The organism is Sphingomonas sp. PAMC 26617, assembly GCF_000242835.1.
Classification (GTDB): domain Bacteria; phylum Pseudomonadota; class Alphaproteobacteria; order Sphingomonadales; family Sphingomonadaceae; genus Sphingomonas.
Genome location: NZ_JH594425.1, coordinates 763,866 through 786,333 on the forward strand (window position 1 = coordinate 763,866; position 22,468 = coordinate 786,333).

32 protein-coding genes are annotated in these 22,468 nt (G+C 69.3%); 9 read left to right on the forward strand and 23 right to left on the reverse strand.

The genetic code is table 11. The features are described from left to right. Positions 1 to 69: 69 nt before the first annotated feature. The 4 genes from flgH to RH91_RS03100 form a co-directional block, all read right to left on the reverse strand. Positions 70 to 834 carry a flagellar basal body L-ring protein FlgH gene (flgH, locus tag RH91_RS03085; RefSeq protein WP_010161062.1) on the reverse strand — a complete coding sequence of 255 codons (765 nt, stop codon included), beginning with the start codon at positions 832 to 834 and terminating at the stop codon, positions 70 to 72. A gap of 180 nt (positions 835 to 1,014) precedes the next feature. Continuing rightward, complete coding sequence (gene flgA / locus RH91_RS03090) at positions 1,015 to 1,488, reverse strand: flagellar basal body P-ring formation chaperone FlgA (protein WP_010161063.1); 474 nt, start codon at positions 1,486 to 1,488, stop codon at positions 1,015 to 1,017. Further along, complete coding sequence (gene flgG / locus RH91_RS03095; protein ID WP_010161064.1) at positions 1,485 to 2,267, reverse strand: flagellar basal-body rod protein FlgG; 783 nt, start codon at positions 2,265 to 2,267, stop codon at positions 1,485 to 1,487. The genes flgA and flgG overlap by 4 nt, the downstream gene beginning before the upstream one ends. Before the next feature lie 24 nt (positions 2,268 to 2,291). Next, positions 2,292 to 3,032, reverse strand: coding sequence for a flagellar hook-basal body complex protein (locus RH91_RS03100; RefSeq protein ID WP_029623562.1), 741 nt, complete (start codon positions 3,030 to 3,032; stop codon positions 2,292 to 2,294). A gap of 123 nt (positions 3,033 to 3,155) precedes the next feature. Between RH91_RS03100 and RH91_RS03105 the strand changes: the two genes are divergently transcribed. Genes RH91_RS03105 through RH91_RS03120 form a run of 4 tightly spaced genes read left to right on the forward strand, consistent with a single transcriptional unit; the run spans position 3,156 to position 5,582 of the window. Further along, positions 3,156 to 3,731: a flagellar basal body-associated FliL family protein gene (locus RH91_RS03105; RefSeq protein ID WP_010161066.1), complete on the forward strand. Its 576-nt coding sequence runs from the start codon at positions 3,156 to 3,158 to the stop codon at positions 3,729 to 3,731. Continuing rightward, a complete protein-coding gene (fliM, locus tag RH91_RS03110; protein WP_010161067.1) occupies positions 3,728 to 4,744 on the forward strand; it encodes a flagellar motor switch protein FliM in 1,017 nt (338 codons plus the stop codon). Before RH91_RS03105 ends, fliM begins: the two co-directional genes overlap by 4 nt. Then, the gene (locus RH91_RS03115) at positions 4,741 to 5,082 is read left to right on the forward strand and encodes a hypothetical protein (protein WP_010161069.1); all 342 of its coding nucleotides are present in this window, start codon (positions 4,741 to 4,743) and stop codon (positions 5,080 to 5,082) included. The genes fliM and RH91_RS03115 overlap by 4 nt, the downstream gene beginning before the upstream one ends. A gap of 2 nt (positions 5,083 to 5,084) precedes the next feature. Next, positions 5,085 to 5,582 carry a MotE family protein gene (locus RH91_RS03120; protein ID WP_010161070.1) on the forward strand — a complete coding sequence of 166 codons (498 nt, stop codon included), beginning with the start codon at positions 5,085 to 5,087 and terminating at the stop codon, positions 5,580 to 5,582. Here the strand turns inward: RH91_RS03120 and RH91_RS03125 are convergent. Further along, the gene (locus RH91_RS03125) at positions 5,563 to 5,952 is read right to left on the reverse strand and encodes a hypothetical protein (protein WP_010161071.1); all 390 of its coding nucleotides are present in this window, start codon (positions 5,950 to 5,952) and stop codon (positions 5,563 to 5,565) included. The genes RH91_RS03120 and RH91_RS03125 overlap by 20 nt on opposite strands. Before the next feature lie 79 nt (positions 5,953 to 6,031). On the opposite strand from RH91_RS03125, the gene RH91_RS03130 reads away from it, so the two are divergent. Together RH91_RS03130 and RH91_RS03135 are read left to right on the forward strand one after the other, a co-directional pair. Further along, positions 6,032 to 6,259: a hypothetical protein gene (locus RH91_RS03130; protein ID WP_010161072.1), complete on the forward strand. Its 228-nt coding sequence runs from the start codon at positions 6,032 to 6,034 to the stop codon at positions 6,257 to 6,259. After that, positions 6,256 to 7,995 carry a hypothetical protein gene (locus tag RH91_RS03135; RefSeq protein WP_010161073.1) on the forward strand — a complete coding sequence of 580 codons (1,740 nt, stop codon included), beginning with the start codon at positions 6,256 to 6,258 and terminating at the stop codon, positions 7,993 to 7,995. Before RH91_RS03130 ends, RH91_RS03135 begins: the two co-directional genes overlap by 4 nt. A 27-nt stretch (positions 7,996 to 8,022) precedes the next feature. Here the strand turns inward: RH91_RS03135 and flhB are convergent, their stop codons facing one another. The 5 genes from flhB to flgC form a co-directional block, all read right to left on the reverse strand. Further along, on the reverse strand, positions 8,023 to 9,087 hold the full coding sequence (gene flhB / locus RH91_RS03140) for a flagellar biosynthesis protein FlhB (RefSeq protein WP_010161074.1): 1,065 nt from the start codon (positions 9,085 to 9,087) through the stop codon (positions 8,023 to 8,025). A 4-nt stretch (positions 9,088 to 9,091) separates the two neighbouring features. Continuing rightward, complete coding sequence (locus RH91_RS03145) at positions 9,092 to 9,850, reverse strand: flagellar biosynthetic protein FliR (protein WP_010161075.1); 759 nt, start codon at positions 9,848 to 9,850, stop codon at positions 9,092 to 9,094. 2 nt (positions 9,851 to 9,852) lie between these two features. Beyond that, positions 9,853 to 10,116 (reverse strand): flagellar biosynthetic protein FliQ, encoded by a 264-nt coding sequence (locus tag RH91_RS03150; RefSeq protein ID WP_010161076.1) that lies wholly within the window; start codon positions 10,114 to 10,116, stop codon positions 9,853 to 9,855. Continuing rightward, on the reverse strand, positions 10,116 to 10,442 hold the full coding sequence (locus tag RH91_RS03155) for a flagellar hook-basal body complex protein FliE (RefSeq protein ID WP_010161077.1): 327 nt from the start codon (positions 10,440 to 10,442) through the stop codon (positions 10,116 to 10,118). Before RH91_RS03155 ends, RH91_RS03150 begins: the two co-directional genes overlap by 1 nt. A gap of 193 nt (positions 10,443 to 10,635) precedes the next feature. After that, positions 10,636 to 11,043 carry a flagellar basal body rod protein FlgC gene (flgC, locus tag RH91_RS03160; protein WP_029623563.1) on the reverse strand — a complete coding sequence of 136 codons (408 nt, stop codon included), beginning with the start codon at positions 11,041 to 11,043 and terminating at the stop codon, positions 10,636 to 10,638. A 145-nt stretch (positions 11,044 to 11,188) separates the two neighbouring features. On the opposite strand from flgC, the gene RH91_RS03165 reads away from it, so the two are divergent. Genes RH91_RS03165 through fliP form a run of 3 tightly spaced genes read left to right on the forward strand, consistent with a single transcriptional unit; the run spans position 11,189 to position 12,598 of the window. After that, positions 11,189 to 11,428 carry a FliM/FliN family flagellar motor switch protein gene (locus RH91_RS03165; RefSeq protein ID WP_010161080.1) on the forward strand — a complete coding sequence of 80 codons (240 nt, stop codon included), beginning with the start codon at positions 11,189 to 11,191 and terminating at the stop codon, positions 11,426 to 11,428. After that, positions 11,425 to 11,877, forward strand: coding sequence for a FliO/MopB family protein (locus tag RH91_RS21390; protein ID WP_010161081.1), 453 nt, complete (start codon positions 11,425 to 11,427; stop codon positions 11,875 to 11,877). Before RH91_RS03165 ends, RH91_RS21390 begins: the two co-directional genes overlap by 4 nt. Beyond that, positions 11,870 to 12,598, forward strand: a complete 729-nt coding sequence (gene fliP, locus RH91_RS03175; RefSeq protein ID WP_010161082.1) for a flagellar type III secretion system pore protein FliP — start codon at positions 11,870 to 11,872, stop codon at positions 12,596 to 12,598. The genes RH91_RS21390 and fliP overlap by 8 nt, the downstream gene beginning before the upstream one ends. A 318-nt stretch (positions 12,599 to 12,916) precedes the next feature. Here the strand turns inward: fliP and RH91_RS21200 are convergent, their stop codons facing one another. Genes RH91_RS21200 through motA form a run of 13 tightly spaced genes read right to left on the reverse strand, consistent with a single transcriptional unit; the run spans position 12,917 to position 22,372 of the window. Further along, the gene (locus RH91_RS21200) at positions 12,917 to 13,528 is read right to left on the reverse strand and encodes a PilZ domain-containing protein (RefSeq protein ID WP_010161083.1); all 612 of its coding nucleotides are present in this window, start codon (positions 13,526 to 13,528) and stop codon (positions 12,917 to 12,919) included. A gap of 19 nt (positions 13,529 to 13,547) precedes the next feature. Continuing rightward, positions 13,548 to 13,991: a hypothetical protein gene (locus RH91_RS03185; RefSeq protein WP_010161084.1), complete on the reverse strand. Its 444-nt coding sequence runs from the start codon at positions 13,989 to 13,991 to the stop codon at positions 13,548 to 13,550. Between the two features lie 3 nt (positions 13,992 to 13,994). Further along, positions 13,995 to 14,852 (reverse strand): flagellar motor protein MotB, encoded by an 858-nt coding sequence (locus RH91_RS03190; protein WP_010161085.1) that lies wholly within the window; start codon positions 14,850 to 14,852, stop codon positions 13,995 to 13,997. A gap of 5 nt (positions 14,853 to 14,857) precedes the next feature. Further along, a complete protein-coding gene (locus RH91_RS03195; protein ID WP_029623564.1) occupies positions 14,858 to 15,142 on the reverse strand; it encodes a hypothetical protein in 285 nt (94 codons plus the stop codon). Between the two features lie 35 nt (positions 15,143 to 15,177). Continuing rightward, positions 15,178 to 15,714 carry a chemotaxis protein CheD gene (locus RH91_RS03200; RefSeq protein WP_010161087.1) on the reverse strand — a complete coding sequence of 179 codons (537 nt, stop codon included), beginning with the start codon at positions 15,712 to 15,714 and terminating at the stop codon, positions 15,178 to 15,180. Then, positions 15,711 to 16,100 carry a response regulator gene (locus RH91_RS03205; protein WP_010161088.1) on the reverse strand — a complete coding sequence of 130 codons (390 nt, stop codon included), beginning with the start codon at positions 16,098 to 16,100 and terminating at the stop codon, positions 15,711 to 15,713. Before RH91_RS03205 ends, RH91_RS03200 begins: the two co-directional genes overlap by 4 nt. Continuing rightward, positions 16,101 to 17,141: a protein-glutamate methylesterase/protein-glutamine glutaminase gene (locus RH91_RS03210; RefSeq protein WP_010161089.1), complete on the reverse strand. Its 1,041-nt coding sequence runs from the start codon at positions 17,139 to 17,141 to the stop codon at positions 16,101 to 16,103. Continuing rightward, positions 17,141 to 18,019: a CheR family methyltransferase gene (locus RH91_RS03215; protein ID WP_010161090.1), complete on the reverse strand. Its 879-nt coding sequence runs from the start codon at positions 18,017 to 18,019 to the stop codon at positions 17,141 to 17,143. Before RH91_RS03215 ends, RH91_RS03210 begins: the two co-directional genes overlap by 1 nt. Beyond that, positions 18,016 to 18,570 (reverse strand): chemotaxis protein CheW, encoded by a 555-nt coding sequence (locus RH91_RS03220; protein ID WP_010161091.1) that lies wholly within the window; start codon positions 18,568 to 18,570, stop codon positions 18,016 to 18,018. Before RH91_RS03220 ends, RH91_RS03215 begins: the two co-directional genes overlap by 4 nt. Then, positions 18,567 to 20,825: a chemotaxis protein CheA gene (locus RH91_RS03225; protein WP_010161092.1), complete on the reverse strand. Its 2,259-nt coding sequence runs from the start codon at positions 20,823 to 20,825 to the stop codon at positions 18,567 to 18,569. Before RH91_RS03225 ends, RH91_RS03220 begins: the two co-directional genes overlap by 4 nt. Next, on the reverse strand, positions 20,822 to 21,187 hold the full coding sequence (locus RH91_RS03230) for a response regulator (RefSeq protein ID WP_010161093.1): 366 nt from the start codon (positions 21,185 to 21,187) through the stop codon (positions 20,822 to 20,824). The genes RH91_RS03225 and RH91_RS03230 overlap by 4 nt, the downstream gene beginning before the upstream one ends. Then, positions 21,184 to 21,513, reverse strand: a complete 330-nt coding sequence (locus RH91_RS03235; RefSeq protein WP_051116666.1) for an STAS domain-containing protein — start codon at positions 21,511 to 21,513, stop codon at positions 21,184 to 21,186. Before RH91_RS03235 ends, RH91_RS03230 begins: the two co-directional genes overlap by 4 nt. Further along, positions 21,488 to 22,372: a flagellar motor stator protein MotA gene (motA, locus tag RH91_RS03240; protein ID WP_010161095.1), complete on the reverse strand. Its 885-nt coding sequence runs from the start codon at positions 22,370 to 22,372 to the stop codon at positions 21,488 to 21,490. The genes RH91_RS03235 and motA overlap by 26 nt, the downstream gene beginning before the upstream one ends. Positions 22,373 to 22,468 lie beyond the last annotated feature (96 nt).

The following is a 22,468-nucleotide window of genomic DNA, read 5'->3' on the forward strand; positions in this document are numbered from 1 at the left end:
GGCGCGTGCATCGGCTGCACGCGCCCGTCGGAGAAGCCGACCGTAGTCGGAGGGGCAGAACGGTAGCCGTCAGAACGGGAACAACGCGTCGTAGATCTGCTGGCCCCAGCGCGCCTGCTGCGCATCGGACAATTGCCCGCGCCCGCCGTAGCTGATGCGCGCCTCGGCGATCTGCGAATGGAGCACCGAATTGTCGCGCGCGATGTCCTGCGGGCGGACGAAGCCGGTGACGATCAGCTCGCGCAGCTCGTTGTTGACGCGCACCTCCTGCCGCCCGCGCACCGCCAGATTGCCGTTGGGCAGGACGTCGGTGACGATCGCGGACATCGTCATGCTGATCGTCTCCGACCGGCTGATGTTGCCGCCGCCGGCCGAGGCGGACTTGCTGCTGGTGCTCGCCAGATTGGTCGGGTCGATGCTCTTGGGCAGCAGCTTCTGCAGGCCGAGCAGGCTGCCGACGCTGGCGTTCTCGGATCCGGTGCGGTTGCGCGTGGTGGTGTTGCCGACCTCGGCCTTGTCCGCGATGTTGATCCGGATCGTCAGGATGTCGCCGGTCCGGGTCGCTCGCTGGTCGGCGAGGAAGGCGGCGGCGCCCGCGCGGAACAGCGAGGCGGTGACCGGGCGGGCCGGGGTGGCGGCATAGCCCGTTCCCGGGGTCCGCGCCTCGCGCCGCAGCGTCGCGCCCGCCTGCCCCAGCGAAGGTTCGGCGGCGACGGTCTCGGTCATTTGCGTGGGCGACATCCTCGGTGCCTTGCCGATCGTCTGCAGCCGCCCGACCGCGCCGCAACCCGATAGCAACAGCGCGCCACCCGCAATCGCAAAAATGGTCTTCATTTCATATGTCCCCTGTCAGAGTGCCCGAACCTCCGCCTCCCGCCACCCCGACGAAGGCCGGGGCCCAATCGCGATAGTCGTGGTAACGAAGCGCGGTCCTCAGCCTTCAACTGTACTTCTCTTGGGCCCCGGCCTTCGCCGGGGTGGTGGTCTGTATCGAACGATCCAGCTCGCCCGCGTTTACGGCCCGACCAGCACCAGCCCGCTCGCCGCCGCGACGCCGTCCAGCGTGCGGGTGGTCGCGGTGGAGACCACGCGGACCGGTTCGCCCGAGCCGGCGCTGGCAAGCGCGCGGCCGCTGGTGGTGATCAGCAGACCGCGGCTGCGATAGGCGATCAGCACCGGCTCGCCGCGGCGGACCAGCCGGGGCGCGACCACGTCGGTGATCCGCACGACGCTGCCGGGCGCGAGTCCGCGCACCGCTTCCTTGCCGATCGCGTCGGCCGGATCGAGCGCACCACGGGCCTGGCCGATGGCGCGGTCCTCATACGTAAAATCTTCTGCGACAAGCGTTTTCCCCTGCCCGACCGGGTGCCCCAGCACCGCGACCCGGACCACTGCGGGCCGCCCCACGGGGGCAACGCCCTGCCCCGGCACAGGACCGGTGACCGCGCCGAGCGCCAGCAGCGCAAACTTCGCCAACCGCACGCTCATCGCATCTGGCTCGTCGTCGCGAGCATTTCGTCGGCGGTCTTCACGACGCGGCTGTTCATCTCATAGGCGCGCTGCGCGGTGATCAGCGCGGTGATCTCGGACACCGGATTGACGTTCGACGCCTCGATGAAGCCCTGCTGGATCGTCCCGAACCCCGGCTCCCCCGGATTGGCGAGCGTCGGCTGCCCCGACGATCCGGTCGCGAGGAACATGTTCCCGCCCTGCGCCTCGAGCCCGCCTTCGTTGACGAAGGTCGCGAGCTGCAACTGGCCGACGGTCTGCAGGTCAGGCTGCCCGGCCAGCTTGACCTGGACCAGCCCGGTCTTGGACACGCTGACATCGACCGCCTCGGGCGGCACGGTGATCCCGGGTTCGACCGGCAGGCCATCGGCCGTCACGAGCTGCCCCTGGTCGGAGAGCTGGAACGACCCGTCGCGCGTGTAGCCAGTCTCGCCCGAAGGCAAGGTGACGGGGAAATAGCCCCGACCCTGCACCGCGATGTCGTAGCGATTGTCGGTCTGCGTCAGCGCACCCTGCGTCGCGATGCGGTACACCCCGCCGGTCTTGACGCCCGCGCCGATCTGGATCCCGGTCGGCACGCGATTGTCGCCCCCCGCCGCCGCGCCGGGGCGCGAGACCTGCTCGTACAGCAGGTCCTGAAATTCGGCCCGCTGCCGCTTGAACGCGGTGGTGTTCATGTTGGCGATGTTGTTCGAGATGACATCGACGTTGGTCTGCTGCGCGAGCATGCCAGTGCCGGCAATCGAGAGGGAACGCATACAGGTCTCCTGGGTGGAAAGGGGTCAGCCGAACCGGCCGAGCTTGTCGATCGCGGCCTTGCGCATGTCACCGATCGCCTCGCTCATCTTCATGCTGGTCTGATAGGCGCGCAGAATCTCGACCATGTTGGTCGTCTCGACGATCGGCTGGACGTTCGAGCCTTCGATCCCGCCGCTGCGCACTTTCGTTTCGGCGGCGCTCAGCGAGCGCCCGCCGGTGGCGGAGAACATCCCGTCGCCGCGCGGATCGACACCCGCCTCATTGTCGAACACGGTCACCTCGATCCGCCCGAGCACGCCGCCCGGCCCAGTCACCGAGCCGTCCGTACCGATGCTGAGCTTGCCGATCTGGTCGGGCGGGATCGCGATCGGTTGCCCGCCCTCGCCGCGCACGGGCAAGCCGCCCGCGGTGACGAGCGACCCATCGTCGCCGACCTTGAGATACCCCGCGCGCGTATAGGCGACGGTCCCGTCGGGTGCGTCGACCGCGAGATAGCCGGCACCGTCGATCATCACGTCGATCGGGTTGCCGGTCGGCTGGAACCCGCCCGGCGCGGTGTCGTGCGTCGCGCCCTGGTCGAGCACGAAGGAGGTGGTCTGGACCGGGGCCTGCGGATCGGCGGTCTTCTCGACATATTCGCGGAACACCGGCGCCTCGCGCTTGAACCCGGCGGTCGAGACGTTGGCGAGATTGTTCGCCGCGACGTCGAGCTGACGGCGCAACGCCTGCTCGTGGCTCAGCAATACGGTAGAGGATATGTCCACCAGGCAGTCCCTCGGGAAAATCGCTTTTTGTCGCCGCTAGGCAAAAACTGCCCGGCTGCGCTTCTATAATAGTCGGCAAATGGCCGGGGCGGTCGCCGCCGTGGTGCCAAGAGGGGACCGATCATGAGCAAGGCGGACAAGGACAGCGGTGCCGGCGCAGCGGGCGAAGGCGGCGAAGCGCCCGCACCCGCGCCCAGCAAGAAGAAGAAGCTGATGCTGTTCGGCGCGATCGGCGCGGCGGTGCTGCTCGGCGGCGGAGGCGGCGCGTACATGCTGCTCGGCAGCGGCGGCAAGGCACCCGCGCAGGAGGAGGCTGCGGCCGAAGCGTCCGCCAAGGAAGGCGGTGGTGCCGGTGAAAAGGGGGGCGAGAAGGAGGGCGAAAAGGGCAAGGAAGCCGCGCATTTCGTCGACGTCCCCGCGATGGTCGTCAACCTGCGCAGCGCGGACGGCGCTTCGCGCTTCCTCAAGCTCCATTTCGTGCTGGTTCCGGGCGACAAGGGCAATCCCGAAGCGATCACCGCGAAACTGCCGCTGCTGCTCGATGCCTATCAGCCGTTCCTGCGCGAACTGCGCCCCGACGATCTCGCCGGATCGGCGGCGGTATACCGCGTCAAGGAGGAGATGCTGGTCCGCGCGCACCAGACGCTCGGCGACGGCGCGGTGAAGGACGTTCTCATCCAGGACCTGATTCAGCAATGAGCATCGATCTCGAGGATTTCGACCTGCCCGAACCCCCGGTCGGGATGATCGGCGGCGACGCGATGCTCGGCCAGGCCGATATCGACGCGCTGTTCGGCGATATCGGCGCGCCGGTCGACCCCAAGCAGGGGCTGCGCGCGGTGATCGAATCCGACGTGATCAGCCACGAACGGCTGCCGATGCTCGAGGTCGTGTTCGACCGGATGGTGCGGATCTTCGCGACGTCGATGCGCAACCTCACCTCGGACGCAATCGACGTCAGCCTCGAGGAAGTCAGCTCGGTGCGCTTCGGCGATTTCCTCAGCCGGGTCGCGCTGCCCGCGATGATCGGCGTGTTCCGGATCGAGGAATGGGAGAATTACGGGCTGGTCACGGTGGATTCCGGACTGATCTACGCGGTCGTCGATGCGCTGCTCGGCGGGCGGCGTGGCGGCGCGACGGTGCTGATCGACGGGCGCGGCTTCACCACGATCGAAAGCGACCTGGTCGGACGGATGCTCCGCACCGTGCTTGCCGACATGAGCGCGGCGCTCGCGCCGATCACCCCCAATACGATGAAGCTGGAACGGATCGAGACGAGCCCGCGCTTCGCGACGATCGCTGGGTCGACCAACATTTGCACGGTCGCGACCTTCCGCGTCGACATGGACGAGCGCGGCGGGCGGTTCAGCATCCTCCTCCCCTACGCCACGATCGAACCGGTCAAGCACCTGTTCGGCCAGCGCTTCATGGGCGAGAAGCTGGGGCGCGACGGGATCTGGGAACCGCATATGGCGGACGAAGTCCGCAAGACCACGGTCAGCGTCGACGTCGTGCTCGGCGAACGGCTGCTGCCGCTCGAAACGGTGCGCGATTTCGCGGTGGGGCAGACGATCCCGCTGCGCCGCGGACCGGACGATCCGCTCGACCTCCAATGCGGCGGCGTCACGCTCGGGCGCGTGCAGATCGGGCAACGCTCGAACAACATCGCGGTCCGGATGATGACCGATATTGCGAAGGGACCAAGGGCATGACGTTCGCGACGATCGCCAATTTGCTGACGATGCTGCTGTGCATCGCGGTCACGGTGCAGAGCCAGCGGGTCAAGCGCGCGCTCGACACGATCCGGCACGGTGACCTCGCGCAGGTCGTGACCGCGCTCGACCAGTCGACCGTCCAGGCGCGGATCGTGCTGTCCGAGCTCAAGGGCACGCTTGCCGCGGGAAGCGGGCAGGTCGCCGCCGCCGCCGAGGGCAAGGCGGTGCTCGATGAACTCCGGATGATGATCGAGATCGCCGATGCCGCCGCCGAGCGGCTCGCCACTGCGGGCTCGGCGAACCGCGCGGCGGACGTTTCGGAGGCGGTATCGTGACGATGCGGATCCCGTTGCTCACGCTCACCGCCGGAATGGCGGGGATCGCCGCGATCGGCAATGCGGTGGCGGTCGCGTCGCCTGCGACCGACAGCCGGCTCGGGCTGTCGGTGCAGCAGGACATCGCCACGCGCGACCGGCAATCGGCGCAGCGCCAGCAGGCGCTCGACCTGCGCGAACAGGCGGTCCGTGCGAGCGCCGCGCGGATCAAGGCCGAGCTCGAGGCGGCGCGCGCCGCGCCCGCCGCCGGGCCGCAGGCGGGCGCGCCCGAGGCGGCGACCGACAGCTTTTCGGACCTTGCGAGCATCTATCAGGCAATGAAGCCCGCCAAGGCCGCGCTGGTGTTCGAACAGCTCGAGCTCGACGTGCAGGTGAAGGTCGCGCGGAAGATGCGCGAGCGCTCTACCGGTATGATCCTCGCGGCGATGACGCCGAAGGGCGCGGCAAAGCTGACGATGGCGCTGGCACGCGCGCCGCGCGCTATGGCTGCCGCGCGCTGACGTCGAGGATCAGCACGCGCCGGACATGCGGGTCGACGCTGCGCGCCGCGCGGGTCAGCGTTTCCGAAAGCAGCGCTGCATCGATCGGCGCGAGCGCGGACACATGGAGCCGCGCGAAGTCCAGCCCCGCCGCGAGCGCCGCCGCGCGCAGCTCGGGCGCGCGTTCGGTCGCGGCCTTGCCGTCCGCCGGATCGGCATAATCGAGCGCCGACTGGACGCGGAGCGTGCCCGCAAACCGCCCGGCATCGAGGATCGGCACGCGCAGCTCGGCGACCGGAACGACCGACGCCGCGCCGCCCTCGGCCGCCGGGGCGGGGGCCGGCAGCACCGCCAGCAGCGCAAACACAAGCGAACCGGCCGCACGCGGCATCGAACGTCTCCCTCGGCGCGGCCACCCGGTGCGCGCCCCCGCCTCTATAATAGACACGAACCCTCACAGGCGGATCGCAATGAGCCAGGACCAGAAACCGGCGCGGGTGCGCGTCGTCTCCGTCGGACAGACACCGCCGGAAACGGGCGGCACCGGTGGCGAAGACGCGGCGACGGCAATCGGCGCGCCCGGCTCGGGCACGCCGCAATCCGCCTCGCGCGAAAGTGTCGCCACGCTGCTGCTGGCGCTGATATTCGTGGCTGCGGCGGGGATCGGCGGGGCGCTGGCGGCGGCGCTGTTGCCATGATCCGCCCGCGCCTCGCTTTGCTCGCGCTGTCGACGAGCCTGATCGGGACCGCGCCCGTGCCGGCTCCGCCCGCCGCGCGTCCGGTCGCTTCCTTCGCCGCGATCCTTGCCGAGCAACCGCTTCCCGCCGCCAACGGTGCGTGGCTGCGCACGCAGGATTCGACCGCCTGGGCAGCGATCGCACGGTCGACCCCGGAGACGCGCCAGGCTGCGCGCTGGACGCTCGCGCAGGCACTGATCGCCACGGACCGCATGGCCGAGGCGGCGGGCGTGCTCGACACGATGGTCGCCGACGATCCCGCGCTCGCGCTGACCGCGGCGTGGCAGCTCGCGCACGGCGTGGTGCTCGCGCGGATGGACCGGTCGCGCGCGGCGCTGGCCGCGCTCGATGCGCCGTTGCTGGAAAGCTATCCCGAGGCGTGCGCATGGCGGCTGCGCGCCGCCGACACGCTTGGCGAGACGGCGACCGCGGCGCGCGCGATGCGGTGTGCGATGCCCGCCGTCTCGGCGCGCGGCCGCGCGGCGCGACGCGGTTTCCTGCTCGCCTTTGCCGATGTCGCACTGGCCAGCGCGCATCCCGGCGACGTCACGAGGATGCTTGCGACGCTCGGCGAACAGGATTCCGCCGCCAACCTCCGCCGCGCGCGCGCCGCGCTTGCGCTGGGGGACCGTCCCGGCGGACGGTTGTTGCTCGAACGCGTCGCGCTGCACGGGACGCCTGCCGAGCGCGCGGAGGCGACGCTCGCGCTTACCGAGGATCGTGTCGCGACGCGCGAACTGACCAACGCCGCCGCACTGAAGGCGCTCGATACGGTGACCTTCTGGCGCGGCGATGCGGTCGAGCGGCGCGCGTTGCAATTGCGCTGGCGGATCGCGGACGGGCGCAACGACCCGCGCGCCGCGCTCGCGGCGGGGGCGACGCTGTTCCGCTATTTCGATCTCGGCGACCAGACCGCGCCGACCTTGCTACGGCTGCAGGATCATCTGCGCGCTCTGGTCGCAAGCGCGGATGGCGCGGCGGTCGGGCCGGCGGCGGGTCTGTTCTGGGATTATCGCGACCTGCTCCCGGGCGGGGGCGAGGGCGAGACGATCGCCGCGCGGCTCGCCGACCGGCTCGCGGCGGCGGGGCTCTATGCCCGCGCGGCCGATCTCCTGCGCTTCCTGCTCGAGCGCCGCCCGGCGGATGCCGCGACCGGGCCGCTGTCGATCCGCGTCGCCGAGCTCGACCTGCTCGCGGGCGCGCCCGACCGTGCAATGCGGACGCTCCGCGCGGGGCAGGCGATCGTCTTCCCCGCCGACATTCAGGCGCGGCGCCGCACGATCGAGGCGACGGCGCTGGTTCGGCTGGGCAAGCCGGACGAGGCGCTCGCGCTGCTCGACGGGACTCCCGGGGGCGACGCGTTGCGGGGCGAAATCCTGTGGCAGAAGCACGACTGGCCGCGCTTCGCCGCGGACAATGCGCGCGCGCTGCCACCACCGCGCGCGCTCGACGCTGCCGCGCAGGCGCGGGTGCTGCGGCAGGCGGTCGCGCTGTCGCGGACGGGGGATCGCGCGGCGCTCGGCGCGTTGCGCGCGCGCTACGCGGGCGGCTTCGCCGCGCTCGACACGCACGATGCGTTCGATTTCCTGACCGCGCCCGCCGCGACGCTCGATCCGGCGAAGGCTGACAAGGCATTCGCCAAGCTGGCGGCGCTGGATGCGCCGGCTTCGCTCGCGGGGCTGGCCGGGCGCAACTGAAAAGGGTTCGGGCTGCCCCGATGCCGCCTACCCGCGTTCGCGCGCCAGCCGCAGGACGTAGCCGATCACTTCCGCCACCGCGGCATACTGTTCGACCGGGATCGCGCGGTCGATCTCGGCGCTGGCATACAGCGCGCGCGCGAGCGGGCGGTTCTCGACCAGCGGGACGCCCGCCGAAGTCGCGACTTCGCGAATCCTGAGCGCGACCGCGTCGGTGCCCTTGGCGACGACGATCGGCGCGGCCCCCTTGCCGTGATCGTAGCGCAAAGCGACCGCATAATGCGTCGGGTTGGTGATGACGACGCTCGCACCCGGCACCGCCGCCATCATCCGCCGCCGCGCGCGCTGCATTCCGATCGCGCGAATCTTGGCCTTGATCTTGGGGTCGCCTTCCTGCTGCTTGTGCTCGTCCTTGATCTCCTGAAGCGACATCCGCATCTTCGCCATCCAGCTGCGGCGCTGCCAGACGAAGTCGAACAGCGCGATTGCGCCGACGAGGATCGCGACCGAGCGGATCAGTTGCACGACGATCCCGCCCGCGACCGTGCCGATCGCCATCGGATCGAGCCCGACGAGCGTCTCGAAGCCCGGCACGAACGGGCGCAGCGCGACCCCCGCGATCGTGCCGACCCCGACCAGCTTGGCGAGCGTCTTGGCGAATTCGACCAAAGCGCGCGGACCGAACAGCCGCTTGGCCCCCGCGATCGGCGACAGCTTCGACCATTTGGGCGCGATCCGCGACCACACCAGCATCGGGCGCGCCTGCACCACCCCGCCGACCAGCGCGCACCCGACGAGGCACGCGAACAACGGCAGCAGCGCGGTGAAGGTCGCGCCGAACAGTGCGGTCAGCAGCGCGTGCGCGCCGTCGGGGGCGAGCGGCACCGCCTCGGCATTGCCCCACAGATGCGCGAGGCCGGTGCCGAGCCGCGCGAATGCGATCGTCCCCACGCTCCCGGTCGCGATCAGCATCGCGATGAAGCCGAACGCGTGACGCAGCTCGGGCGCCTGCGCGACGTCGCCCTTCTTGCGCGCGTCGCTCAGCCGTTTTTCGGTTGGATCGTGAGTCTTCTGGTCCTTGTCGCCGGCCATGCGATCAGCCCCACACCTGCTGGATCGACTGCGCCATCGCGGCGGCGAAAGCGGTCAGCGTCGCCCCCGCGGTGCTCGCGACGATGCCGAGGCCGAGCAGCAGGTTGAGCGGCTGCGCGATGAAGAACAACTGGATGCTCGGCGCGACCCGCACCGCGAGCCCGAGGCCCACGTTGAACACGATCCCGTAAACGATGAGCGGCGCGGCGAGCGACACGCCCAGCGTCATCGCGTCGCCCGCGACCCGCACCGCAAGCTGCGTGAGATCGGCCGCGGGGAGCACGGTGCCGACCGGAAACGCGGTATAGGATTTGATCAGCCCGCCGATCCACAGATGATGCACCCCGCTCGCCATGCACACCACCGCCGCCGCGATCGCCAGGAAGCGCGACACTTCGGGCGCGCTGCTGCTTTGCGCGGGGTCGAAGATGACCGCCGAGGACAACCCGACCTGCAAGCTGATGATCGACCCCGCAATCGAGATCGCGAGGAACATCAGGCGGATCACCAGACCGAGCGCGAGACCGGTGCCGAGTTCGGCGGCGATCACCCCGGCAAGCGCGGCATCGCTGCGCCCCGCCAGCGGCAATACCGCGGGCGACAACAGCCCCCACAGGCCGAGCGTCATCCCGCCTGCAGCGAGCAGCCGGATCCGCGGCGGGATCGCGTCTTCGAAAAACACCGGGAGCAGCATCAGCACCGCGCCGACGCGCGCGAACAGGATCAGGAAGGCGGTCGCCTGGAGCGGGAACTGGTCGAGCATGCTCAGCCGCGCGCGACGTGATCGGCGATCACGCGCATGAAATCGCCGAGCGCCGCGCCGATCATCGGCAGCGACAGCAGCAGCATCGCGCCCATCGCGAGCAATTTGGGGACGAACGTCAGCGTCTGTTCCTGGATCTGCGTCAACGCCTGCAACACCCCGATCGCGAGCCCGGTGACGAGTGCGGCACCCAGCATCGGCCCGGCGACGGTGAGGATCAGGATCAGCGCGGCGCGGGTGATCTCCATCGCTGCGGCGGCGTCCATCAGATCTGCATCCGCATGATGTCGCTATACGCCCCGACGACGCGGTCGCGGACCGCGACCATCGTGTCGAGCGCGCTTTCGGCCGCGCCGATCGCGGTGACGACGTCGATCAGGTCGCCCTTACCCGCGATCTGTTTGGCCGACGCGGTTTCGGCGGCGCGCAGCCCCTGCCCCGCGTCGCCGACGAGTTGCGACACCAATGCGCCGAACCCGCCGCTGGGGTCGGCTTGCTCGACACCCGCATAGGGCGGCGCGGCGTTGCCGAACGGCGTTACGCCGGCGGCGCGGCCATAGGCATTGGCGGCATCGAGAGCCCCGATCGACATCGATGGTATTCCTTAGTTGAGCGTTACTGTTGCGTCGTTTTTCGAGCACCCACCCCACCCCACCCCGCCGTCATGCCGAACTTGTTTCGGCATCCACCGGGAAGCGCTTCCGACGTCACGTCGGGCAAGACCACGGTGGATGCTGAAACAAGTTCAGCATGACGGAGTGAAGGGGTTGGTGCTGCGGCATCCTTCATTTCAGCAGATCGATCGTGCGCATGGTCATGCCGCGCGCCGCCTCGATCGCGTTGAGATTGGCTTCGTACGATCGCTGCGCCGCCTTCATGTCGGCCATTTCGACCAGACCGTTGACGTTGGGCGTCAGCACATAGCCGCGCGTATCCGCCGCCGGGTTGCCCGGCTGATAGACGCGCTGGAAATCGGACTTGTCGGTCGCGACCCCGCCGACCTTGACCGTCGTCGCGCCAGACGCACGGTCGACCTCGGCCTTGAAGGTCGGGATCCGGCGGCGATAGGGCGCGCCGCCCGGGGTGGTCGCGACCGAGTTCTGGTTCGCGAGATTCTCGGCGATGATCCGCATCCGTAGCGATTGCGCGCGCAGACCCGAGGCCGATACCGATACCGTGCTGTCCTGCCCCATGCCGTCCCAATCCCCGACCCAATGCCTAACGGGGGAGGCAGGCAAGGATTGCCGCCTCCGACCATCTTATAGGCAAGTTTTTCCGGGTCGGGTCCGGGTCGCCCGGTTTTCGCTTCTATAATTCCCGGCGAAAGGGGGCTGCATCATGTCCGTTCTGGAATCCGTGCCCGTCGAGGTGTCGATCGTGCTTGGCGCGGTGCGTCTGCCGATCCGCCAGGTGCTGAAAATGAGCCGTGGCGCGACGATCGCGTTCGATTGCGGGCATGAGGAACCCTCGCGCATCTACGCCAATGGCACGCTGGTCGCGAAGGGGCGGATCCAGGTGACAGGCGAGCGGATGGCGATCGAGGTGACCGAAGTCGTGCCGCGCGGGGTGGAGTCGTGACGCTGCTGCCGCTGCTGCGGATGGTCGGTGCGCTGGCGCTGGTGCTGGGCGGGCTCGCGGGGGCGTTGTGGGCGGTGCGGCGGTTCGACCTGCGGCTGCCCGGGCGGATCGGTGCGGCCCCGCGCCGCGACCGCCGGCTCGAACTGGTCGAACGGCTCACCGTCGACCCACGGCGCAGCGTGCTGCTGATCCGCCGCGACGGGCGCGAGCATCTGTTGCTGATCGCGCCCGAAGGTCATGTCGTGATCGAGGCGGTGGACCCGTCCCCCGCCGCGCCCGCGCCCGCACCCGCACCTACGTTCGACGATCTGGTCGCGCGGCACGCGCCGCCGGCACCGCCTGTCGATCGCGCGCCACCCAAGTCCAGGACGCCCCGCGCCCCCCGCGCCCCGACTCGCGCCCCGACCCGTGCCCGGACTCGCGCCAAGCCGGAGACGACCGATGCGTAAGGCCGTGTGGCTGCTGCCGCTCGCGGCGGCGGTGCTGCTGCCGACCGAGGCGTTCGCGCAGGCGACGCTGTCGCTCGGTGGCGGCGGATCAATGAGCGGCAAGACGATCGGGCTGGTCGCGATGCTGACCGTGCTGAGCCTCGCGCCCGGCATATTGATGACGATCACTTCGTTTACGCGGATCGTCGTCGCCTTGTCGCTGCTCCGCACCGGCCTTGGCGCGCAGGGGGTTCCGCCCAACCCGGTGATCATCAGCCTTGCGCTGTTCCTGTCGCTGTTCGTGATGACTCCGACCTTCGAGGCGGCGTGGTCGGCGGGGGTAAAGCCTTATACCGAGGGCAGGATGACCGAGGCCGCCGCGTTCGAGGCGACCGCCACGCCGTTCCGCGCGTTCATGCTCGGGCAGGTGCGCGACGACGATGTCGCCTTGTTCAACGGCCTGTCGCGCAAACCCGCCGCGAAGCGCGCGGACGTGCCGCTCGCGACGCTGGTGCCTGCGTTCATGATTTCCGAGCTGCGCCGCGCGTTCGAGATCGGTTTCCTGTTGCTGCTGCCGTTCCTCGTGATCGATCTGGCGGTGTCGGCGGTGCTGATGGCGATGGGGATGATGATGCTCCCGCCAGCGACCGTCGCCTTGCCGTGCAAGATCATCTTCTTCGTGCTGGTCGATGGCTGGGCGCTGGTGGCGGGGTCGCTGGTACGCAGTTTCGGGACTGGGTGAGGGGATTCCTCTACCCTTATGCCCTCCCCCACCGTTCGTTTCGAGCCTGGTCGAGAACCCGGCACAGCGAGACCTCTGCATAAAGGCATTCGTAGGTTTGGTCGTCACCCCTCGGCTCAGACCCTGCCGTCATGCTGAACGTGTTTCAGCATCCACCGCGCAGCAGGCATAGTCCGGACTCGCGGTGGGCTGGATCCTGAAACGAGTTCAGGATGACGGGCGGTTTTGCACAACGCTCGCGCAGCGCAGGTTTCTCGACGACGCTCGAACCGAACGGGAGCGGGGCGTTCGTCCCGCTTGGGCGAACGCTTCTGTTCCCTACCCCCGCGCGGAAAAGCGCGTTGCCGTGTCCTGCGACCAGGCGGAGAGCGTCACGAACGGGATCGGCTCGGGGAAGAACAGCCCGATCGTGTCGGGTTTCGACCAGCGCACCACCGCGGCGATATGCCCCAGCCCGGCCGCTTCCAGCCGGACGCTGGTGTCGCGCGCGAGGTTGCCCGCGCCGCCGATGCGCGCGCCGCGTTGCCCGATGTCGAGCAGCCGCGTGGAATGCGCGTGCCCGGCCACGCGCAGGATCGCGGGACACTCCGCCTCGAGCCGCGGGCTGCGCTGCTTGAAGCGCTCCTGCCCGGCGTGACCGAGCAGCATGTCGCGCTCGACCGGCGCGGCGAAGGCGACCCCCGCGGTATTGCCCGAGACCCACGCGACCGTTCCCGGCACCAGCGTCGTCCCGCGCAGCTCGACCGAAACCGGATCGCCCACCGCCAGCGGCGCACGGATCTCGATCTTGGCACCGCCCTGCGACAGGTTGCGGATGCGGCACACCGTGTCGCCCAGCGGCGCGACGATGCGGCCCAGCAGCAAGGTGGTGACCAGCCGGTCGTCGCGGGCCTTGCGACGATCGGTTACCGTCGCCTGGGGGTCGTTCATCGGGAGATCCTCGTGGCCATCATGCAGGAACGGCCTGCGTCACCGCTACGCGCCGTACTACGCCACGGCCAAATGCTTCGGTTGCTGCTTCCAGCGTCACACGACGAAACACATCGATGTCGGGTAGCGCGCCATCGCGCCCGGCGGCAAGCGGAATACGGTAGGTGCGCATGTTGATCGCATGCTGGAGATACGGCAGCCGCGCGGTGACCCGCGCCGCCTCGGCGGCCGGCACTTCGAGCTGCTCCTCGAACGCGGCATAGCCCGACAGGCGCCCGTCGGGGAGCACCAGCGGCGCGGTCATCCGCGGCAGCGGGACGAGCGTCGTTTCGACGTCCGCCGCCGGCTTTGCCTTGCCCGCCGCGGCGGCGGGGAAGAAGAGGGTGCGCACGCCGAACGCGCTCGCGCCGCCGACCGCCGCACCGAGCAGCAGGACGATGAGGGGGAAAAGCAGCTTGCCCATGCCCTAGAACCGGAAGCTCGCGTCGATCGGCAATGCGGGCTTCTCGCCCTTGACGACCAGCGTGATGCGGCGGTTCTCGGGACGATCGGGCTGGTCGGGATAGACCGGCTCGGTCGCCGCCATCGCGACGACGCCGGCGATCCGGTCGGGGGTCAGCCCGCTTGCCAGCAGCACCGCGCGCGCCGCCAGCGCCCGCTCGCCCGACAGCCGCCAGTTCGCCTCGGCCTGCCCGCCCGCGCCGTCGGTATGCCCTTCGATCGTGAGCCGCGCGTCCGATTTGGCGAGCTTGCCCGCGATCGTCGCGAGCCGCGCTTGCGCAAAGCCATTGAGCCGCGCGGTGCCGCCCTGGAACATCGGGCGGTTGGCAGTGTCCATCAGCGTGATCCGCAGCGTTTCACCGTCGCTCTCGATCTTGCTCGCGGTGGCGGTTTCGGTCGGGGGCAAGGTATCGAGCGCGACGCGCAATTCCTGTGCGAGCACGCGCAGCGACGCGTCGGGCACGTTGGCCGTGCCGCCGCGCGCGACCCCGGCGGTCTGCGCCTGCATCGCGGGAACGCCGCTCTTCTTGGCCGAATCCGCATCCATCTTGCGCGCATAGCCGCCGTTGCCGGGGCGCTCGCCGGGGTTTTCGCCAAAGCCCGACGCAGCGGTGCTCGGCGGCGAGGGCGAGAAATATTCGGCAAGGCCCTTCAGGCGTTGCTTGTCCGGGTTGCTGATCAGCCACAGCAGCATGAAGAACGCCATCATCGCGGTGACGAAATCGGCATAGGCGACCTTCCACGCGCCGCCGTGATGCCCCGCCGCCGTCTTCTTGATCTTGCGGATGACGATCGGGCGCGCATTGGGGGCGTGGCTCGCCATCGCGCTCAGCCCTGCGCCACGGCGGTGTGGAGCCGTTCGTGGACGCAGCCGAGCCGCACCGGCGCGATCGCGGCGTCGACGTCCATTCCCTGCGCGAGCCGGTCGAGCACCGCGGCATGTTCGTCGGTCGACTGGACGATCATGTCGAACGCCTGGAGCTGCTCGAGATAGGTCTCGACGAAATAGGCGTCGCCGACGAGCGCCTCGGCCAGCGTCTCGACGCGTTCGCGGACGCGGCGCAATTCGCGCGCCATCGCGGCGTACAGCGCGGCATGTGCGTCTGCGGGCATCGGGCAAGCGACGGAGCGGGTCATCGGCCTTACCATCAGAAGAGTTCGATTTCGCCACCCCCCGCGGGGATGCGGGGTGCGACGGGGGGCGGGAGCGGGCGGTCGGCCACCGTGTTGCAGCGGATCTTGCCGTCGTAGGGCCTGAATTCGAGCTTGCGCGCGAGCGTGCCGCCGGTGTCGATCTGGCCGATCGTGATCCCCTCGGTCGCGAGGAAGCGCTTGGCGAAGGCGGCATTGGCGGAGCCGATCCCGCCGAGCCCGGCGATGATGTTGGCGCCGCCGTACAGGTTCGCGCGCAGCCGGTTGCGATCCCCGCCCGCCTTCATCGTCGCGTTGATCAACAGTTCCATCGCATGGACTCCGTACCGCTGCAGGTCGATCGCGCTCAGCTGCTGGTCCTGCTGCGGCTCGCCGAGCAGGAAGTGGTTCATGCCCCCGAGCCGCGCCTCCGCATCGTGCAGGCAGACCGCGATGCACGACCCGAGCACGGTCGAGATCACCGTGCCCGCTTCTCCCACGACCACATGTTCGCCCTGGATGATCGGGATGCGGCGCACGGGCGCCATGCTCATGTCAGCGCCCCGAACACGCGCTCGATCTTCTCCTTGAGCGCGGCGGGGGCGAACGGCTTGACGAGGTAGTTGTTGACCCCGAGTGCCGCCGCCTGCTGGACGATCTCGCGATCGGACGATCCGGTCAGCATGATGAAGACGGTCTTGCCGATCACGTCGTCGGTGCGGATCGCGCGCAACAGGTCGATCCCGTCCATGTCGGGCATGTTATAGTCCGAGATGACGAGGTGGTCGCGATCCGTCTTGATCGCGGCGAACGCCTCGGACGCCGCGCCCTTGTCGCGAATGTCCTTGAAGCCGAAATCCTGGAGCGCACGGCGAATCATCGCGCGCATGCTTGCCTGGTCATCGACCACCATGACCTTGATTGCTGACGCGGCAGGCATTTATGGCTCCCTATGCTGTCCATCGCGGCAGGCGGCGAGAATCGTGCCGGCCATGTGCGACAGACTGACTTCCTGATCGACCGCGCCGATTTCCAGCGCAACTCGTGGCATTCCCCAGACCACGCAGCACCCGCGCGTCTGGGCGAAGGTACACGCCCCCGCCGCGCGCATCGCGAGCAGCCCGCGCGCGCCATCGTCGCCCATCCCCGTCAGGATCACGCCGACCGCCTTCTCGCCCAGCGGCGCGACCGACCGGAACAGCAGGTCCGCCGACGGACGATGCCCGTTGACCTTGTCCTGCGCGACCAGCCGGACCGTGCCGGCGATCCCGCCGTCGAGGATCATGTGGTGGGTACCCCCAGGAGCAATATAGACGGTTCCGGGGCGAAGCGGCGCGCCATCGCGCGCTTCGCACACGCGCACCGCGCAATCCCGGTCGAGCCGCCGGGCGAAGCTCGCGGTGAAGGCGGCGGGCATGTGCTGGACGACCAATGTCGGCGGGCAATCGGCGGGGAATTGCGGCAGGATGTGGAACAGCGCCTCGACCCCGCCGGTCGACGCGGCGATCGCGACGACGCGTGGCCGGAACCCCGCGCGCACCGCCACGCCCGGCGCGCGGCGCTGGACATGCGTCCGCCGCGCGCGCGAGCTCGCGGCGTCGCGCACCGTCTGGCACAGCAGCGCGGCATCCTGTTGCCACCCCGCCGGGCCACCGCTCGGCTTGGCGACGCAGTCGACCGCGCCGAGGCGCAACGCATCGACCGTCGTCTCCGCCCCCGCCGCGGTCAGCGAGGAGACCATCACCACCGGCATCGGCCGCAGCCGCATGATCCGTTCGAGGAACGCCAGCCCGTCCATCCCGGGCATTTCGACGTCGAGCGTGACGACATCGGGGTTGAGCGCGCGGATCATCTCACGCGCGGCGTGCGGCTCGGGCGCGGCGCCGACGACCTCGATCTGCGGGTCGGAGGCGAGGATCCGCGACAATGCCATGCGCATCGCGGCGCTGTCGTCGACGACCAGGACGCGCGTCGGCTTCATCAGGCGGCGTCCCGCGGCCGGTAGATCGTCTGCCCGCACGCTCGCATCCGCTCGGCCGCCGTGCCGATCAGCCGTTCGGAATGGCCGATATAGAGAAAGCCATCCGGCGCGAGCTGGTCGACGAGTCGTGCCTCGAGCTCCGCCTTGGCGGGATCGTCGAAGTAGATCATCACGTTGCGGCAGAAGATCGCATCATATTGGTGAGTCAGCGGCCACGGCTCGAACAGGTTGAGCACGCGCGCGGTCACCAGCTTGCGGAGCGCATCGCCGACCCGGTAGCCCGCCTCGTCCTTGACCATCCACGCCTTGCGATACGGCTCCGGGATCGGCTCGACCGCGGATGCGCCGTAACAGCCGCGCCGCGTCGTCTCGACCACGGGTTGCGACAGGTCGGTCGCGAGCAGCCTGATGTCGCGCCCTTGCGTCCAGCGCGACTCCGCCAGCGTCGGCCCGAGCAGCGTCATTGCGATCGAATAGACTTCCTCCCCGGTCGAGCAGCCCGCCGACCAGATGCGGATCGGTCGATCCGCCGGGCGCGCCTGCAGGCGCGGCAGCACGGTTGCGCGGAAATGCTCGAAATGATGGTTTTCGCGGAAGAAATGGGTGTGATTGGTGGTGAGCGCGGTCACCATCAGCCGCCGTTCCTCGGCATTGCGCTCGACCAGCGCGACATAGGCGCGGAAACTGTCGAGCCCGTTGTCGCGCACGCGCCGCGACAGCCGCGAATGCACGAGCGTCTTCTTGGCCGGGGGCAGATGGATCCGCGCATCACTCTGCATGATCCGCGCGAGCGCGGCGAACTCGGCATCGCCCAGCACCGGCATCGCATCGGTCGCGAGCAGGTCGGACGGCGGCGGGGCGAGGCCGAGCGTGCTCATGCGGCGATGTCCAGCGCCGCACCCGCGACGGGGGACGTCGTCGCGACCGGCCCCGCGCCGGCGGCGAGTCCGGCAGTGGCGGTGCTGGTCACGGTCAGCGCGTCGAGATCGAGCAGCAGCACCATCGCCGCCGCGGCGTCGGCACCATCCTTGCCGCGCGTGGTGATCTGGACCAGCCCCGCGATGACGTTGGTATCCTGAATCTCGACGTCCGGCGCGGGCTGGATCGAATCCTCCTGGATCCCGACGATGTCGTTGACCTCGTCGACCAGGAACCCCGCCTGCTTGCCCGCGATGTTGACGACGAGCACGCACGAGCGGCTGTGGATCTCGCTCGGGGTCCACCCGAGCCGCTCCGCCAGCCCGACGATCGGCACGACCGTCCCGCGCAGATTGGTGACGCCTAGGATATAGCCCGGCACGCTCGGCAGCGGCGTTGGGGCGGCCCATTCGCGGATTTCGATCAGCGACCGCATGTCGATGCCAAAGGTCTGCTGGCCGAGCGCGAACGTCACCATCTTCAGTTCGCCGGCGTTTTCGGTCGTGGTCATGCGGCAAGTCCTCGTGCCAGGGTTCGGGAAAGAGCGGTGACGGGCGCGACCAGCGCCTCGACGTCCAGAATGAGCGCGATCGAGCCGTCACCGAGGATGGTCGCACCGCCGAGCCCGCGGATCGGGTGGAGATTCTGCTCGAGGCTCTTGATCACAACCTCGCGGCGATCGTCGATCGTATCGACCATCAGCCCGACGTTCCCCGCGGTCTCGCTCTCGACGATGATGACGAGCGAATCTTCGGGCGGCAGCGGGTTGGCCTCGGGCAGGCCGAAGGTCTGCGCGAGCCGACGCACCGGGAGATACGTCCCGCGCACCTCGATCACCTCGCTCCCCGGCGTGGTCGCGCGGATCTGCCCCCGTTCGGGGCGGATCGCCTCGACGACATGCGCGAGCGGGAGCACGAAGCGCTGCCCCGCAAGCCGCACCACCATCCCGTCGAGGATCGCGAGTGTCAGCGGCAGGACCAGCGTGAAGGTGGTGCCGCGCCCGGGGACCGAGCTGATGTCGACCTGCCCGCCGAGCGCCTCGACGTTCGAGCGAACCACGTCCATCCCGACGCCGCGCCCCGAGATGTTCGAGACGGTGTTGGCGGTGGAGAAGCCGGGCGCGCAGATGAGCTGGTCGATCTCCTCGTCCGACAGCACGGTGTCGGGCGCGATCATCCCCTTTTCGATCGCCTTGGCGCGAACCCGCGCGCGGTCGATCCCGCGGCCGTCGTCCGCCACCGTCACCACGATCCGCGCGCCCTTCTGCGCGGCGGAGAGCCGGATCGTCCCCTGCGCGGGCTTGCCCGCGCGAAGCCGATCGTCGGGCAGTTCGATCCCGTGGTCGACCGCGTTCCGGATCAGGTGGGTCAGCGGATCGCCGATCTTCTCGATCACGCCCTTGTCGACCTCGGTCGTCTCGCCCTGCGTCTCGAGCACCACCTGCTTGCCGGTCTCGGCGGTAAGGTCGCGGAGCATGCGCGGGACGCGGTTGAACGCCTGGCGGATCGGCTGCGCGCGCAGCGACATCACCGTGTCCTGGATCTCGCGGGTGAGGCGCGCCTGTTCGGGGAGTTCGACGCGCTGCTGGTCGGCGGGCGAAAGCCGGTCCGACAGGATCGACCCGCGGATGACGAGTTCGCCGACCAGGTTGAGCAGCATGTCGAGCTTATGCAGATCGACCCGAATCGTCTGCGATCCGGCGTCGGCGGCGCGCGTGTCGGGCGCGGGCGCGCCCGACGGCGGGGCGAACGCCGCACCGGCCGCCGCCGCAGCGACGATCGCGGGCGAGGCGACTTCGACGCGGTGGAGCAGGTCGTGGATCGCGCCGGGCTCGCGCAGCGGCGCGGCGGTTTCGCCGACGGGGTCGGTCACCGCGTGCGGTGCGACCGGCCTGTTGCCCGCATCGCGCGTGATGTCGACCCCGGAGTCGGGCGCGACGAAATCGAAACAATCGCCGATCTGGTCCTCGGTTACATAGCCCGGGAGCTTGAGCGTCCAGCGCAGGTAGGATTGCTCGGGATCGAGGTCGCGCAGCGGCGGGAGCATCTTGGTGTCGACGTCGCAAACCCGCCCGCCGAGCTCCTCGAGCTCGCGGATGACGAACACGGGCTCGGCGCCATTCGCCATCGCGTCGCGCGAGGGGGCGAAGACGATCGTCCATTCGGGCTCCCCGGGCGCTTCGGCTTCGGGCGGGGCTTCGGGGGCGGCGGCTTCGGGAAGGGCATCGGGCGGGCCATCCGAAAAGTCCTCGATCGCGACGGCGACGGGTTCGAACCCGAACGGATCGATCTCGAGCGTCGGCGCGGGTGCGGGTTCGGGTTCGGGTTGGGGGGCAGGACCCGGGACAGGCTGGGGCGCCGCGACCGGCACGGGTCCCGCGCCTTGGTTGGCGAGGATCGCCTCGAGCGCTGCCAGCGACGCCGCGTCGTCGGGCAGCCCGATCGTTCCTTGCGCGGCACCGACGTGATCCGACAATGTGTCGAACGCGCCGAGCATCACCGCGATCACGCCCTGCGACGGGGCGATCCGCCCGGCGCGGATCTCCTCGAGGACATTTTCGAAGCGATGCGCGAATGCGGTCAGCGCGGCATGGCCGAACGCGCCCGCGCCGCCCTTGATCGAATGTACCGCGCGGAACACGCTGGCGATCGTCTTGGGGGCGGTGTCGCCGCCTTGCATCGCCGCAAGCCCCTGTTCGGCCGCAAGCAACCCTTCGGTGCATTCCTCGAAGAAGATCGCCTGGATTTCGTCGAGTTCGTCGCTCATGGGCACACCCGGCGGATCGCCGCTCCCAGTTTGGCCGCCTCGAACGGCTTGGTGATCCAGCCGGTCGCACCCGCCGAGCGCGCGCGCGCCTTTTTCTCGTCCGAGAATTCGGTCGACAGCACGAGGATCGGCGTGCCGCGGAACTGCGGCAGCGCGCGCACCGCCTCGATCAGCTCGAAGCCGTCCATCTCGGGCATGTTGATGTCGGTGATGAGCAGGTCGGGTTGCACCTCGTGCATCCGCTCGAGCCCATGGACCCCGTCATTGGCGGTTTCGATGCTGAAGCCCTGCGCGGTCAGCGAGGTTTTCAGCAGCATCCGCATGCTGGCGGAATCATCGACGGTCAGAATCAGTTTGCTCACGGTTCAACGTCCTCCGCGGCGGGGATCGCCAGGGTGTGATTGAGGCCAAGCGCGGCGACACGCGCGGTGAAGGATGGGCTGGGGTTGACGATCGCGAACGGCCGGCCGGCCGCCTGCGCGTCGTTGCTCGCCGCGATCAGCAGCTGGAGCACCGCCTGGCCGACGCTTTCGACGCCGCTCGCATCGACCCGCACGCGCTCGCCGAAATCGGCGGCGAGGACGAGCCGGACCTTGAGGTCCTCGGCGGTGACGGTCGTGCCGTGCGCGGGCAGATGGATCGTGTCCACTGCGATACCGGGATCAGGCTGGTTGGGCGTTAAGGTCATTTTTGGCCTCGTCGAGTGCGGTCTCGAGTTGCTGGAACGTCGGGGCATGTTCCGACGGGGTGGCGCGGCGCGCGATCTCGATCGCGACCTGGGTCGGCATGCCCTGGGCGTGCGCGACGATGGCGGTCTTGGCGATGACGAACGGCTTGCCGTCCGCCTCGATGATCTGGAGCAGATTGGAGGCGAGCGGGCCGACCAGGCAGTAGGCAAGCAACACGCCGAGGAACGTCCCGACGAGCGCGCCGCCGATCATCGCGCCGAGCACCTCGACCGGCTGGTCGATCGACCCCATCGTCTTGATCACGCCGAGCACCGCGGCGACGATGCCGATCGCGGGCAAGCCGTCCGCCATCGCCTGCAGCGCGTGCTGCGGCCCGAGTTCGTGATGGTGATGCGCCTCGATGTCGTTTTCCATCGCTTCGGCAAGCTGGTGCGGGTCCTCGAAGTTGACCGTCATCATCCGCAGGTAATCGCAGATGAAATCGATCAGGTGATGGTCCTTGAGCAGCCGCGGGAAGCGGTTGAACAGCGTGCTTTCCGCAGGCGTGTCGAGGTGCGGTTCGATCGCGGTCGCGCCACCCTTCTTGAAGGTGGTGAGCAACCCGAACAGCAGCGTCAGCAGGTCCTTGTAATCCTGGTCCTTCCACCGGCTGCCCTTGAACGCGCGGAGCAGCCCCGCGCCCGCCTTCTTCACCACGCCGAACGGGTTGGAGACGATGAACGCGCCGATCGCGGCCCCCGCGATCGCCATCAGTTCGTGCGGCAACGCCTCAAGGATGATCTCCATCTTGCCCCCGCTCATCAGGAAGCTCCCGAAGACGCAGGCCAGAATGATCACAAGACCGACGCCGTTGAGCATGTGCGGTGCATTCCCCCGTCAGACCCGCCGAACTGCGGTCTGGCAGATTATAGACCGCGCCCGGCACTGGCGGTTGCGGGCGCGATGTTTTCGCAG